This is a genomic window from Bacillus sp. FSL R9-9410 (assembly GCF_038050385.1).
Classification (GTDB): Bacteria; Bacillota; Bacilli; order Bacillales; family Bacillaceae_G; genus Bacillus_A; species Bacillus_A cereus_U.
In genome coordinates this window covers 1,771,841-1,786,353 of record NZ_JBBOTV010000001.1, presented here as the reverse complement: position 1 = coordinate 1,786,353, position 14,513 = coordinate 1,771,841, and the positions used below count along the sequence as shown (strand labels likewise).

Here is a 14,513-nt window from a genome sequence, read left to right as displayed (position 1 = left end):
CTGTTTAACAGTGTAATCATAGACTCTCTATGTTTTGGGTCACTTTGCAACAGAATTTATATTTCCCTATTTTTGTGCAGTGACAGGTTCCACTTTTAATTCTTTTATCCCTTCTTTTAATGTGACAGCATCTGTTCGTAATGTTTTCCAACTGTCTTTAGCTGCATTCAAGTTAGGTTTTAAGAATTTAAATTTATTTTGGTCCGCTTTTTGAGCTGCATTTTCAATATGCCCCAGTACTCCCGAATATTGAGAATCTAAATCATGCCATTGCGTGGACATATAAGTAAGAGCATTAATAGCATCATCAAGCGCCTTATGCATTTCACTAGTATTATTGTAAGCAACTCCAACTACACGATTTAATGTTACTTTATAATCTACGGTCTGACGCAATTGTGCTAATAAAGGCTCTAACTTACCTAAATTATCTCTTGCAACTCCCACTATGATACCGCCGATTATCGGTAGGCCCAAAATGGCACCCTTCATTACATTAAACCCATCAGATTCTAATTGTTTATAATAGTTTACTGATCCTAAAACTTCATCTAGACGCTTTTGATCGGCCTCAACATCTACACCTTGGTTTTTTAAAATCGACTGCAAGAGATCTTTATTGCTTCCAAATGCTCTAACATCTTGTCCAATATAGTCTCTTAATTTAGTTAATTCTTCTATTAATTGTTGTGCAACCTTTTGATTTTGTTGAATTTCACCTCGTAAATCTGTAATCCCTTCTTTTAAAGTATCTCCATCCCCTGTATTAATCGCATCTACCATTGTTTCATAATAATTGTCAAATGTTGTGTCGTATTCAACAATGCCCGTCAATGTATCTAGAAGCTGTTTCTTTACTTTCGTATCCCATGTAACAGCATGTGCTCTTGCATTCTTTTGATCTTGTACAATTCTACCAGGTAAATCCACATATCCATTAATAGTAATTCCTTCAAAGTTCACATCTGGATTTTTAATTAACATATAAGAATAGGCATTCATAGATTTTGCAAATAACCCGGCCTTTTGCAAGGTTTCTTTCATCCTCGCTTCATTTGCAGAAAGAGCCGTATCTCCATTGTTAGTTTGTTCAATTTCACTTGCATAAGTTGCTACTGGTGAAACGACAGATGTTGTTGTCAACGTTAAAAACGTCGATACAGCGAGTAGTTTATAAGGGATTTTGTTCATCATTTCATATTCCTCCAATATAGGTTTTAATTTGAAGTTCTATTCTTGTTTGAAAGCAATGTCTTTTGAAATGAATTCTGCATCTTTATGAATATCATTCCAACTTTGTTTAGCAGCTTTTAAATCATCCGGTATTAAAGAGAATTTATGTTCTTGCATAGAGTCGATATTATCAAGTAAATCTGTATAGTTGGCCCCCATTGTATTCCATTGCTTTTGAATATTTGTTAGAGACAGTATCGCTTGATCCACTGTCTGATACAGATATGCCAATGTGTCTTTCGCGTTAGTAAGCGAAATAACTGCTTGGTTAGCACGATCAGCTTTCGTACCTAATTCTCCGATTTTTTTAGAAATTTCGTTATAGGAGTTCATATGATTAGACGCCGTGACACCAGCTGCAGTTCCTAAACCAATTCCAGCTGCACCAAGAGCCGAAAGGCCACCAACAACAGCCGGTGTTGCTGTACCACCAGTCACAACAATTACTACCACTCCTGCAATAGCTGCAATAACTAAAATGGCTGCTCCCAATCCACCACCAATTGACCATGCTAATACATCGTCAAAATGTTTTTTCTGAGTAGCACTTAGTTGCTCAAGTTCAGCTTGAAGTTGTGGAATCAGTGCTTGTTGTCCCGCTAATATTGCCGTTAATCCACCTTTCCCATCCGGGCCACCAACATTATTTTTAAAATCTGTAGAATTTGTATATAGTTTTGATTTGAAGTCTTGTAACATCTTAATTACATCTGTAACTTCTTTTGAATTTGTATTAATTGTAGTAATTAAATCATTTATGCCCTCTTTTAGGCCTGCCTTATCTCTCTTTTGTACAGTATCTACTAATGTGTCATAATAATTTTGAAATTGTTCATCGTAATTTACAATATTACGTGCTGTTTTTTGAATCTGTGGCTTCGCTGTATCTAACCAATAATTCGCATTGATTCGCGACAGTTCTTGATTAAGGTGAATATTTTTGAGTAACTCTCCACCTCCTGAACCTAAATCGATATCAGATAAATTAACATTCGGTTGTTTAATCATTGTTTTTGCGTACAAATCCATTACAAGAATATGGGATCCTGTTTCAGCTAATGCTTTCTTCAGTCCTTCAGGTCCTAATGTATAATTCCCTACTTTTTGTTCTTGAGCGTTCGTTTCTTGTGCAAATGCATGAATAGTGTTACCGGTCGTAGCAGTTATAACCGTTGCCAGAGTTGCTAAAGTCAACACTTTAAATGGGAATTTTTTCATAACTATTCTCCTTCTCATTCTTTCGTTAGATTTTTAGAAAACATAATATTAAAATTTATAGACTTGTTCTTCAAGGTAACTTATTACATTTTTTAATTGTCTTAATGTATCTTTTTGAGACTGCTGGTTAGTTGTATCAACATTAGTAGATAATTTTGTAATGCTATTTTTTATTAGATCCAAATCTTCTTTATAGCATTTTAGTAGGTCAAGTTCTACATCTACTTGATTTGCAAATGTATGTAAATCATTTTGCATAATAAGAAGCATTGATTTTTGTAAATCTGCTATTTTTAGGTTCTTTGTTAAATCATAAAATTTTTGGTTTTGTGTCTCTAAATCTGCTAAATGTGCTCGCTGTTCTGCTGTTAGTTTATTTACTTCAGCGAAGGCACTATATGTTTTTTTAATTTTTTCAGGGTCAATAACTTTCGTAAGGTCATACTCTTTTGTTTGTGCAACTGCAGCTGCAGCTATTTCAGCTTGTTTGCTTTTCTCAATTGCTTCACGGGCTTCTTTTTTTGCAGCTTCAATCTCTAGAGCAGATTTACCCTTTGCTTTTGCTTCTTGCTCTGCTTTTTTCTCTGCTTCTAAAATAGAGTTGTTAATTTCTTTGCCTTTGTTATACGCTGCTACTGCTGTTTGAGCAGCAGGTTCAATGATATCTTTTGAAAGGTTATAGACTTCTTTGAAAATAACAAACCCTTGTTCATTTAAAGCTCCTGGTAATAATGCTATTTGTTGTAAATCATTTTGAATTGATTTTTGGGTGTTTTGTAATTTATTTTTCAGCTGATCTATTTTCCCTGTTCCATCTGAACTTAGTACACCCTGCACTTTTGTCACATCAGTATCGAGATCTTGAAGTTTTTTATCAAGCTGTAATTTAAGATCTGTTAATTCATTAATCTGTCTTTGTACGTTTTCTTGGTTCGTCATAGTCATAACTTGAAGAACTTCAAGTCTATCCAAAAACCCTTCTTTATCTTCTTTATTGTCTACAAACTCTTTTAATGCTGGATAATAGTTATTAAATTTAGTTACAAATCCTTTGCTTTTTGAATTTAATAGAATTAAATTTGGATAAAGCTCTGATGACCATTCTTTCATATCTTGCTTGATTAGGAATTGATTTGTATTTAATGCTGGAACTTCCTCTAGTTGTACATTAGGGCTCATTAAACCTTGATCAATATATGTTTGGATTAATTTAGATTGTGCACCTAATTTTCGTAATGATGAGGAAATATCCATGCTTTCCTGTTGAGTTTCTGCTTGAACGATTGGTGTTGCGAGAGTATTGATAGGAATAGTCGTCCCAGTTACAATTGCTGTCATTAAAAATCCTGTCATTATTTTATTTTTCATTCCGTATACCCCTTCACTATTATTCTTTTACAACTTTATTCATACAACTTGTACGACCTAGCGCTAGACTCTCTCTTTGCATACGCTTGAGAAAGGAGAAGTCTTTCGGAAAGAGTGTTAAACCCTCGTTATTATTTACTTCTCCCTTATATAAATAGTATGTTTTTCACAAGTAAATAATAAAATTTCATCATCTATATTTAAATTAGCTGCCTAATGAATAGTAAAATATTTATTTTTCTCTAGATTTCCTGTTTGACTTACAAGAGTCCAGATAGATAAACCCATTGCTCCTACAGCTAATCCTGCCATGAATTTTTTGATAACAATTTTATAATCTCTCTACTAGTTGTTTCGGCAAGGGCTCTACAAGATTACAAAAGATGAAATTATACTGTACATTGCTTATACTTTTATTGCGGAATAAGATCACTTTTGCTATGTAGAAACCTAAATACTTTTTTTACAAATGTGATACTTTTGAGATTCTAACCCCTTTTTAAAAATTGATTATTGAGATAATTAATCGCAACATAATGTTACTTGCAACTTTACTAAACTCCTATTAGCGTAATCTTCTCCTTTCTGTGTGGTCATACCAGTTATGTTGTTCATTAAAACATTTAATTTCCGATGCGTAAATAGCAAAATTTTGTCGATTGCACTCGATAATTTAATTGTCAAGTATGAATACGAGCGAAAAATATTATACTAATAAAATTAATATTGAATTTTATCCTTGTAATTGTAATGATTATAAATTGATATATACATGGTTAAAAAATAACTATTTTATTTTAACCGAGCTAGTTTTATTTTAGAATAAATACTTATAGAATAATTTAATAGGATTACTTATACTTTTTTACCTTTATTTGGGTATGTATAATTACATAAAATATAGATATATCAGGTAATATATGTTATATTACTAAGTTTTATGGAATAATTCCCGATATTACTATTAATAAGTACTTAATTTATCATGCTCTTTAATTTACCATATTCTTCAAAAATATCTTTATATAGTCATAAAAAACCTCTGAAATACAATTCATTTCATTCCAACCACCTCAATACTTAACATGAAGATAATAAACTGGATTCTTATCGATCGTTATTACAAGAAATTTTGAAACATGAAAAGGCCGCAAAGCTTTCTTGAAAAAGCGCTTTGCAGCCTTCTTGTTTCTTGTTTCGCTTAGGGAAAAATCGAGTGTGTTTCCTTTCGAATTAACACCTTAATATTTATATCCATTGCCCTTTTACTTTGATATATGTTTCATGGACTCTTCAAGAGCCATTGGTTTGAGGTGAAATCAGATTCATTTGTCCAATTCAGAACCATAATGATGAACGCAACGCATAATCGTTGTAGGAGAAATGGATAAACCCCGTTTCTCCATCATTTTCACCAAATCACGACAACTGAGGTCGTACCGTTAACGAAATAATATCAGGCTGATAATGTATCTATTTGAATACATATTCCCTTTCCAGATCGATCACGTACTCTTTCTAGAGTAATAGAAACAGTATGCCCAAGTTTTAGAGATTACTTACACGTATAGTAAAGTTTTTGCACCAGAAACAGATACCAAGATTATATTACGGTATATTTTTCACGATACTGTCTAGGAGTCTTGTTAGTTGATTTTTTGAAAACCCTTGTAAAATAACTTTGGTCGTTAAAATTAAGCCAAGCACAAATATCTGATAATGGATATGTAGTGAGTGTTAATAATTTTTTTGCTTCTTCCACTCGTTCCCTTTGAATATATTCACTTAAAGGAATCCCCACTTCTTTTTTAAATAATTTAGATAAATAAGTAGGGGTAATATCCAAATGATTAGCGAGTTCATTGAGAGATATTCCATCGTAAACATTTTTACTAATATGATTCATACATGTAGTAACCGCGTTTGAAAATTTTAGCGCATTGAATTCTTTCATCCGATCTGCAAAAGTACGTAAAGCGTCTCCTGACAATCGCCTTACAGAGTCCACGTTATCTAGTTGTTCCATGGTTTGGATATACAAAATACTAAGAGCAAAAGCATTGTCTGGTGGGAGGTTACCTTCTATCGCATATCGAGTAGCTAAAGTAATCGCAATAATTCCATGATTTTTTTGGTTTCTGAGTGGATCCGCTGTTAAAATTAATTCAACATCTTCTTGCGAAACTGCATACATATATTGCAATAACTTCTTTTTATTTCCTTCTTTGATTGCTGAAAAAAAATTATGTACTAATGCCATGTTGTGAGTTTTAGGTTTATTTTGTTGGCGTTTTAAAATATATAGATCAGGTTTCACAATTTTATAGGGAACTTCCTCTAGCACTTTATTTTTTTCTAAAACGATATCTACATCTAACTTTTCATTGAAAATCATGTAATGTAATAAAACTCCCATATCAATTAAAGTAGTTTTTTTAATCTCAGGTAGGCTCTGATAATAGGCTAGTCTTTCTTGAATATTATTATTTGAGTTAAATTCTTTCCGAAGTTTAAAAGTTATATCATCTGAGCCCTTTGGATGTATAGTGGGACCGATTATAATAGTCCCTTTTATATAATCATGATTTGCTATATGAATTAGGACAAAATTTTCAAGATAACTGTTACCTCTGAAGAGTGGCAAGTTATAGGGATCATTTTCTTGATAAATGTCACTAAGGTGTTCTTCTTTAGAAGAATAAAAAGGACTACAAACATCATCAGAAGTAGAATGATATAAGATTTTTTTGTCTGTAGATAAAATGTGAACAGGTAGATTAAAGGCCTTATGTGCGAGATCACACAAGTGTTGTATATCGATGGAATTATTCATTACCTTCTCCTTTGAATTAGATTTAATAATAATTTTTTACATTGTTCCTTTATAGAATCATAAATTATTTTCCGTCAAGTATAACTCACGACAAAATATTACTATAAAATATCAAAATAGTACAATTCACGACAAAATGTTACTATATTTGTTTTATGAAAATCGTATATTATTTATTTGTAATTAACATCTAAATATCGAAGTAGATAGGAAAAGGCTGAAAGACACTTTATCTGAGTGTAAAGAAATAGATCTTTTCTTGTAATTTTCTAAACGACAGTGAAATGAGCGGAGGTCGTTTCTTGATTCTACAAGATCCTATCATAGAATCCGAGAAAACAGTGAAGAACCTACAAAATAAAAATACAGAAATAGGGGATGGACTGGCGTATACGATTCGAACCAGAAATATGCTTCTTGCTAGTCTTGTGAAAAATCTAGCTATTGCGGATACATTGCCAGAAGGATGTGAATATGTCCCAGGTACATTACAAGTAGATGGCCAAACAGTGATAGATGCATTCGACACAGACAATGGTGAATTTGATGTAGGAAAAGCAAACGAAAAATTTGGAGATGTGACAAATACAGAGTGGCATACAGTGGTATTCCATGCGAGGGACAAGCTGGAAAAGAGATTCAAAATACAGCGAAAGTCACAGGAGATACTGTACCACCGTAAGAACCAACAGCCAAAATTCCAATTCAATCACTTGGACAAATTGAGATTGAGAAAGTGGATGCTGCTGATTCAAATGTAAGACTGAAAAAATGCTGTGTTCCAAATTTTAAACAAAGATGGTAAAGATGTTGGGAAATTAACAACAGATGAAAATTGTAAGGCTACTTCTGAACCACTACGCTTCGGAAAGTACACAGCGAAAGAAATTCAAGCACCAAATGGATATATGTTATTTAGAGATCCGTTTGAGGTAGAGTTTTTATCATCAGTATAAAAAATAGAAAACACTAAAAATGAATGGAATATTCCCAATACTGGCGGTATAGTGACAACTATTTTTTATCTACTTGGCACTATATTAATGGTCGCAACATTAGTTTTATTTTTCCGCAAAAGAGGAAGAATTAAATAGATTTCAAAATTAATAGAAATAGCAAGTGAGACAAGATATATGAAATAGATCTTTAGTATGTTGTTAATCTTTGTATTAACAGTCTCTATGCTACCTAGATTTACTACCACATCACATAAATATTATTAATTCTCTAAGTATAATGGTTGTTAATTAACAAAAAAACAACACCTCTAACTAAGAGGTGTTGCAATATAAATCCAAAGTAAAAGTAGACATTCGACACTTAGTGCACAGTAAATTGACCTCAAAACAGTAGTTACAGCAATACCTGGATTTGTTTATTCTATAACAAAAGAACTGGCACTTAGGAGTTATTGCTTTAAATCCATTTTTGTATTAGGCATTCTTTGTATACCACTTTTTATTTATAAATATATGGTTACTTGAATTTCCCATTTCATTTTTAATTAATAATCAAATTACCTATAAATGAAATTGTATTATATAAAATTGGCTTAAGTATTATGCACTTAAAATTACGAACGAAAACAAAAGAACGTTTAACCGATCTGTTATCTCTCGTGTGGGATTTGTTTTCAATCAATACATATGGTATTACCTTAACTAATCAAAAAGATTATAAAGGGATCTGAGAGATCGATTTTTGAATTTATAATTTTTTTTTGGATTTAATGTGAATAAAAGGTAAAAATAACCCATTTTTATTTCACCTCTTTAACTTAGTGTAATCTATATTGACCAGATAATTGTTCTTCAGCCATTGGAATTAAGCGTTTTGTAATTTCTCCGCCTACAGAATTATTTTCACGTGCTGATATCTAGCCAAGTGTCCCCCCTAATTCATTAGTCATCTCTAAACTTATCTACTCAAATACATTTAATTACAGGAGAAATTAATATATCATTTCATTATCTCCAGCCCGTTTATTTATTTTTCACACGAATAAAACCTTATTTAATTATGTAAATTCACACTAATAGATCTGCAAATGAGGTACCCACATTTTTTTTCCGTTTCATGTGCTTTTCTAAATAAATCTTTGTCGTTTGAATGTTTTCATGCCCCAGCGTTTGCAATTAAATGATACAAATCAGCATTTCCTTGTTCAACTGCCATGATTGCAAAAGCATGACGAAATGTATGTGCCGTTACAGGATTTTCGCGATACTGTAGAAACTCTAAGTTTGTCTTTTTAATCATATCTGTGACATCTCATATTATTAACATAATATTTTTATCTTCTCTTTCAATTAATACCTACGTATGAAGGAATACGAAAACGATTCTGGGTATGAAGGGAAATTCTAGGAAAACATTCAGAGTAATTCTATAAATTGTATTAATAATTTGGATACGTTTCCTTCAAAAAACTTACAGATTGTTTGATTAGCTCTTTTAGAACATTACTATCAATGTCTGCTAATTTATTAATATAAATACACGATTTTCCAGAGGTGTATTTCCCAAATTTTTTTAATAGTTCCTCTCGCTTAGGATCACCAGATGCAAAATATAGACTAATTTTAGCTTTTCTCGGGGAATAGCCTACTAATGGAGCATCTCCCTCGTGACCAGATGCATACTTATAATGGTATGTACCAAAGCCGATAATGCTTGGTCCCCACATTTTTGCTGTATAGCCTGTTGTTTCAGTGAATATATCTAATAATTGATATGCGTTTTCTCGTTTTTTAAGATTTTCAACATTTTCAATAAATTCAATTACACTATTGTTAGTTTCTTTTGTTTTAAGTTTGTACATATTAAAATCACTCCTTTTTAGATATAGGTTTCATAACATAAATAATTATAATATAGGGCTCATCATACATGTCCCTCAACTTTAAATGTTTTACGCCCCTTAAATACACAAAATCGTTATTTTTAGGGGATGAGTATGGGAGACGCATATAGTGGATTAAGATATTTTTTGGTTTTCTACTTGTATCAGTATTTGGTGTGGGATCTTTCGTTAATATCTTACTTTTAGCCGCAGCTTCAAGTGTTTTGCCTTTCTTTTCAAGGTCACCAATCTTTTCTATGATTTTTCGAACAACTCGTGATGTGCCACAGGATACAACCGCTAATAATCCCCATAGTTCCTACGGTTAAGAGACGAATCGCCTCGTTTTTTAGATTTAATCCTGCGTTAACATCTCTACCGTGACGTGTTTCACAAGAAGTGCAATCCCACTCACGAAGATTTAGATTTTTAACGTCTTTGTTTTGATTACCACAATTTGAACATAGTTAACTAGACGGCAAGTGTCTTTGATACAACAATAACTTGCTTCCTGTACCATTTTTCTTTGTAGTTCAACATGCTTCTAAACTGTAACCACGATATTTCGTTGATTGCTTTTGCAAGCCTTCTATTTTTGAGCATATTATTGATTTGTAAATCTTCCATACTGGTGACATCGTGTTTTTTGATGATCCTAGCGGAAAGTTTATGCAAATAAACAGCTCTTTCATTTTTGATTCTCTATACTCTTTTTTCTAGAATGTAGTCTCATTTAGAAAACTTTGCAACAGAACTCGTTAATCGATTGACTCTATTAATACCCTGTTCAATGTCCTATCATCTCCGTTAGAACTTTTATATGTTCTTAAAATCGTCAAAATCACTTTGGTTTTTCATAAAAAGTTTTTGATATTATATTGGTACAAGGTCATGTGTTCCCTTAACCCAAAACCTTACTGATGCCCTGTAACCCTTGACAGGGCTTTTTATTTATCTTTTTTCTAGAAGTTAAAGATACCTCTTGATGACTGCCACACCATTGTATACTCCCCTAGCTTTTAAATTACGTGTCATTGCTATGATTTTCTTTCGTTCATATTTGGTGCGCTGTTCTCTTACCATTCTTCATAAACACTTTATCTATCCTCTCCATCACATATGCTAATACAGCAAGAACCAGCAATATACCAATACTATGATTAGTGAGATACACTTAGTTCTCATTTCCTGTTACATAGTATATTTTACTTTGATAATAATCTGAATCTCTAACTCTCTCGTTCGTCAGAAACTTACACTCAATAATTTTAAGCTCGTCCTCATCTAATAAATTATTAAGCACCCTTTCGACATCATGCACCGTCCACTTATTTTTATTCCTTGAATCACGCAACTCAGGAAACAAACTGATTACTGATTCTTTCTTGCTGCTCTACTTCATGCTCAGTACGTGTTTTTAAAGTGCGGTCCTCTTTTAAAATGATAACTACTTCCTTTTATACCTTCTTCTTCGTTTCTTTGTCCATTTTGGGTAATAAAAATAATTGAACCACTTAAAATCCCCCTATTTCTGGATTTGTTATATTAAAAATAAATACGGTGCGTGAAATTTTCATTCTAACGTCACTAGTACCATCCCTATCTCATCAATAAATTGTACTTATTCAACTTATGCCCATTCTGTTTATACTACTAAATATCCTTGAGCTACTCACCATTTAACGCCCTAACGGACTGTTTGAAGTGGTGAGTAGTTCAATGGCTTCTCTAAAACATTCTGTCTCCCATTGGTATGTTTTTATTTCTCAACAATTTTACACAGTATTCAACTTAATTTAGTATCATTTTCAATGCAGCTCTAATATAAAATATGAATTACATAATGAAACATCCTTATTTGACACCTGCGCCTCCCCGTACAGGTTTTTTTATTCTATTTTTGATTTAGCGGACACCTCTCCTTTTCTATCATAATGACAAACACAACAATTGTCTTATTCCTTTTAATCCTTTAGCGACAAAAGATCACTATTACACTAACTTTAACATTCACCTACCTCCTCCTTAACCTGCTTTAACGTCGCTACTATAAGAAAGCTAACAATCACTAATAAGAGCCATGAACTCACCTTCCCTAGATGAACGAGACTCCATGTATCGGTTTGGTTTGGGTATTGCCAAGCTCCAAAAAACGTTGCAATATTTTCGGCTATCCATATAAAAAATCCGATGAGCACAAAAGAAAGTGCAAGTGGCATACGGTAACGAGTTCCATCAACCTCGTATGTGACCCATGATTGCCAAAAAACAAGAATTACAAGTCCAGATAACCACCAACGAACATCAATCCAATAATGGTGGGTGAAAAAATTCAAATAAATCGCAGATGCAAGAGGTACAACTATTAAAAACGGTGGCCACTTAACCAGTTCAACCTTTAATCTTCTCCACGCCTGACAAAGAAAACTCGCCACACTTGCGTACATGAATCCGCTATACAAAGGCACTCCAAAAATTTTGAAATATCCTTCCTCTGGATAAGACCAGGATCCCATATGTACCTTAAAAAGTTCAAGAGCAAGTCCAATAAGGTGGAACAATGTGATAACCTTTAGTTCATCCCGTGTTTCAAGTCCATAACGCACCATCCACCACTGCATCAGAAGGCAGATGATGAGTAGCCAGTCATAACGTGGTAGGAAGGGAAATGGCAGGAATTTTGTAAAAGCCAATGAGGCAAAAATAACGACAGGAAACAAACATGATAAGGCCTGCTCCCAACCAAAACGAATGAGTTGTTTTAGTGCTCTCATGATTTGTGCCTCCATTTTTGAATGGTTAAATTCATAAGTAACTCCCCTTTTATACAATCACTGAAAAAGAAAACTTTCTTTTCCTTTTAATGCTAAATGTCCCCAATTTATTTATCTTGAGTGTCTTCATCAATTCGATATTCTAAAATATCTCCGGGTTGACATTCTAATTCTTTGCAAATTGCCTCTAAAGTTGAAAGCCTAATTGCTTTTGCCTTTCCATTTTTCAATATAGAGAGGTTAGCCATTGTTATTCCAACCCTCTCCGAAAGTTCTGTTACGCTCATTTTCCTTTTAGCTAGCATCACATCAATATTGATTATAATTACCATGTTATTCACCTCAAACCGTTAAGTCATTGTCTAATTTTATATCGATAGCGCCTTTTAATAACTTTTGAAGGATAGCTGCAAAGACTGCAATCACCAGTGAAGTAAAAATAATAACCAATCCGAGTAATATGATACCAGGGGCGTCGTCTATCTCCGCCATGAGATAAAAGAATGGCACGCTTACCACAAACAAGATACTGATTGTGATTGCACAGTATTTTATACTTTTTAAAGCTCTTACAGATAATTCCGAGAAAGCTATTTTCTTGTCAATGTAGCTTAGCAGTCGGAACGTCTGATACAACGCAACCAAAAACGGTATCACTGATACATACATAATGGTTACTATGGGATATAGTATATGGGCATAATCTGGATTTACTGGATTATTAGCTAACCATGGTAAGCCAAATATACATAAAACAAGAACTGGGACTCCAATAAGAATAACAACTATCTTTAAAAAGAGCGTTGACACTCGTTTCATAAAAAGCACCTCACTAATTTAGTGTGAATTTGATTTTAACACTCTATTTATCGTTTATCAATAAAAAATTATCTTTTTGAATTACATTTTTATTGTTGCGTTAATGTCTTTTGATTTTAGCCAAAGATAAAAAGCCTTTCTCATTTTAAAGGAAGGCTCTCTCTTTTAACTATATAATCCATCTAAAAAATGTTTTCAATATAATATAATGGCACTTTAAATACACTTTTACTTTATTTAGATATGTACAATTACATAAAATTTTGTATAATTTCGTCTAAAAAAGTCTTTCCTTGTCGATTCATGTAGATTAAACTTTAAATATAATGGTTTAATGTTTTTGCTTCACCCTCTTCATAGGAGAAATGAAGGGTTTTTGTCATTTTCGTAATAGTAAGCGCTTATAAAATGTCCAATCATTTCGATATGTAATATTTCATAAAACATTGTTGGTTTATTTTTTAAAATATTCAGGGGAAATAGACGAAATTCAACAGAATAATTTATCAGACGGGGAGAAAATGATCGTATGTATCCAAAATTCATTGATAAAATAGCGTTTTCGAAGGCGCATAAAGAGTTATTAATTAAACTGTATAATAAAGAAATTTCAAGAAGCGAGTATAATCAATTGGTAGATGCTTTTTATCGTCCACAACAAAAGTAAATATGAAATACGTGTTTATTATTTTATGTCTTTTATAGCAACAAAGTTCGTTTTTATCATTTTTGGGACAAGCTCTTTTGCTCGGTTGATGGGCATGTGGCGGTACCCCATCGCTATCAAGCTAAGATTTTTAATTCCCCCCATAACGAAAATTTTATACATCGTTGACTATTGATAATGATAGGTTATGTTAATTAAAATTGTATGGGTGATATATCATAAGTATTTGTATTTCAAGTTATAAATTGTTATGATAAACTGGTTAATTTAGGGAAATGAAGGAGGAGGAACATGGATTTAATCAAAGAAGTGACTTTATTAAGATATCAATTTAGACTTATGCAAAGTATGATTCAGTCAGATGAATTCCCATTTTATAGATTTGTTATAGATTATGAATTTGAAGAAGAACAAGTAAATGCTTTAAGAAAAATTTTAATTGCATTTCATGATCGATTAACTAGAGAAGAAGTTTCGATTTTTGCCCAAAATGATCATTTATTTTCTAAATTTAAACTTCCTTTAGATATGCTATACAGCCCAGAAAAGCCTAATTTAGATGAGTTTAAACTATATATCACTAAGATTTTTTATCAAGAATTTGAATTGAAGTACTTGTTATTAAGTTTAAAAAAACAATGTATTTTTGTGAATGTCTGTGATTATCTTTTAGAGCAATTACTAATTAGTAATAAAGTTTGATTATGTAAATAAAAAGCCCCTTCAGATATTCTAAAAGGATTTTAATAGGATTCTAGA

Annotated in this window: 13 protein-coding genes and 4 pseudogenes; 5 read left to right on the top strand and 12 right to left on the bottom strand. The window is 32.4% G+C overall.

All coding sequences use genetic code 11. The features are described from left to right. Nucleotides 1-66: 66 nt before the first annotated feature. The 5 genes and pseudogenes from hblA to MKX77_RS09370 all read right to left on the bottom strand — a co-directional run bounded on the left by hblA (nt 67) and on the right by MKX77_RS09370 (nt 6,652). A complete protein-coding gene (gene hblA / locus MKX77_RS09390) occupies nt 67-1,194 on the bottom strand; it encodes a hemolysin BL binding component B (RefSeq protein ID WP_341306422.1) in 1,128 nt (375 codons plus the stop codon). 36 nt (nt 1,195-1,230) lie between these two features. Next, the gene (hblD, locus tag MKX77_RS09385; RefSeq protein ID WP_341306421.1) at nt 1,231-2,451 is read right to left on the bottom strand and encodes a hemolytic enterotoxin HBL lytic component L1; all 1,221 of its coding nucleotides are present in this window, start codon (nt 2,449-2,451) and stop codon (nt 1,231-1,233) included. A 48-nt stretch (nt 2,452-2,499) separates the two neighbouring features. After that, a complete protein-coding gene (gene hblC, locus MKX77_RS09380; protein ID WP_341306420.1) occupies nt 2,500-3,819 on the bottom strand; it encodes a hemolysin BL lytic component L2 in 1,320 nt (439 codons plus the stop codon). A gap of 1,079 nt (nt 3,820-4,898) precedes the next feature. Continuing rightward, nucleotides 4,899-5,292: pseudogene (locus MKX77_RS09375) on the bottom strand (DDE-type integrase/transposase/recombinase); the annotation flags it as partial. 130 nt (nt 5,293-5,422) lie between these two features. Then, complete coding sequence (locus MKX77_RS09370) at nt 5,423-6,652, bottom strand: helix-turn-helix domain-containing protein (protein WP_341306419.1); 1,230 nt, start codon at nt 6,650-6,652, stop codon at nt 5,423-5,425. Nucleotides 6,653-6,954: 302 nt separating this feature from the next. Here MKX77_RS09370 and MKX77_RS09365 point away from each other — a divergent pair, with 302 nt between their 5' ends. From MKX77_RS09365 to MKX77_RS09355, 3 genes are read left to right on the top strand one after another with little or no spacing between them, the layout of a single operon-like run. Beyond that, nucleotides 6,955-7,413, top strand: coding sequence for an isopeptide-forming domain-containing fimbrial protein (locus MKX77_RS09365; RefSeq protein ID WP_341306418.1), 459 nt, complete (start codon nt 6,955-6,957; stop codon nt 7,411-7,413). Nucleotides 7,414-7,428: 15 nt separating this feature from the next. Next, a complete protein-coding gene (locus MKX77_RS09360) occupies nt 7,429-7,608 on the top strand; it encodes an MSCRAMM family protein (RefSeq protein ID WP_341306417.1) in 180 nt (59 codons plus the stop codon). 51 nt (nt 7,609-7,659) lie between these two features. Further along, complete coding sequence (locus MKX77_RS09355; protein WP_341307946.1) at nt 7,660-7,746, top strand: LPXTG cell wall anchor domain-containing protein; 87 nt, start codon at nt 7,660-7,662, stop codon at nt 7,744-7,746. Between the two features lie 683 nt (nt 7,747-8,429). Here MKX77_RS09355 and MKX77_RS09350 read toward each other — a convergent pair. The 7 genes and pseudogenes from MKX77_RS09350 to MKX77_RS09320 form a co-directional block, all read right to left on the bottom strand. Continuing rightward, nucleotides 8,430-8,525: pseudogene (locus MKX77_RS09350) on the bottom strand (small, acid-soluble spore protein, alpha/beta type); the annotation flags it as partial. Nucleotides 8,526-8,679: 154 nt separating this feature from the next. Then, nucleotides 8,680-8,920, bottom strand: a pseudogene (locus tag MKX77_RS09345) (tyrosine-type recombinase/integrase); the annotation flags it as partial. A gap of 130 nt (nt 8,921-9,050) precedes the next feature. Then, nucleotides 9,051-9,473 (bottom strand): DUF1801 domain-containing protein, encoded by a 423-nt coding sequence (locus MKX77_RS09340; protein ID WP_341306416.1) that lies wholly within the window; start codon nt 9,471-9,473, stop codon nt 9,051-9,053. Between the two features lie 263 nt (nt 9,474-9,736). Continuing rightward, a pseudogene (locus MKX77_RS09335) lies at nt 9,737-10,193 on the bottom strand (RNA-guided endonuclease TnpB family protein); the annotation flags it as partial. Between the two features lie 1,304 nt (nt 10,194-11,497). Continuing rightward, nucleotides 11,498-12,268, bottom strand: coding sequence for a DUF817 domain-containing protein (locus MKX77_RS09330; protein WP_341306415.1), 771 nt, complete (start codon nt 12,266-12,268; stop codon nt 11,498-11,500). A gap of 107 nt (nt 12,269-12,375) precedes the next feature. Beyond that, nucleotides 12,376-12,600, bottom strand: coding sequence for a helix-turn-helix domain-containing protein (locus tag MKX77_RS09325; protein ID WP_341306414.1), 225 nt, complete (start codon nt 12,598-12,600; stop codon nt 12,376-12,378). A gap of 10 nt (nt 12,601-12,610) precedes the next feature. Beyond that, on the bottom strand, nt 12,611-13,087 hold the full coding sequence (locus MKX77_RS09320; protein ID WP_341306413.1) for a DUF2975 domain-containing protein: 477 nt from the start codon (nt 13,085-13,087) through the stop codon (nt 12,611-12,613). Between the two features lie 529 nt (nt 13,088-13,616). Here MKX77_RS09320 and MKX77_RS09315 point away from each other — a divergent pair. Further along, nucleotides 13,617-13,754, top strand: coding sequence for a hypothetical protein (locus MKX77_RS09315; protein WP_000283272.1), 138 nt, complete (start codon nt 13,617-13,619; stop codon nt 13,752-13,754). A gap of 291 nt (nt 13,755-14,045) precedes the next feature. Continuing rightward, a complete protein-coding gene (locus MKX77_RS09310) occupies nt 14,046-14,456 on the top strand; it encodes a DUF1878 family protein (RefSeq protein ID WP_341306412.1) in 411 nt (136 codons plus the stop codon). Nucleotides 14,457-14,513 lie beyond the last annotated feature (57 nt).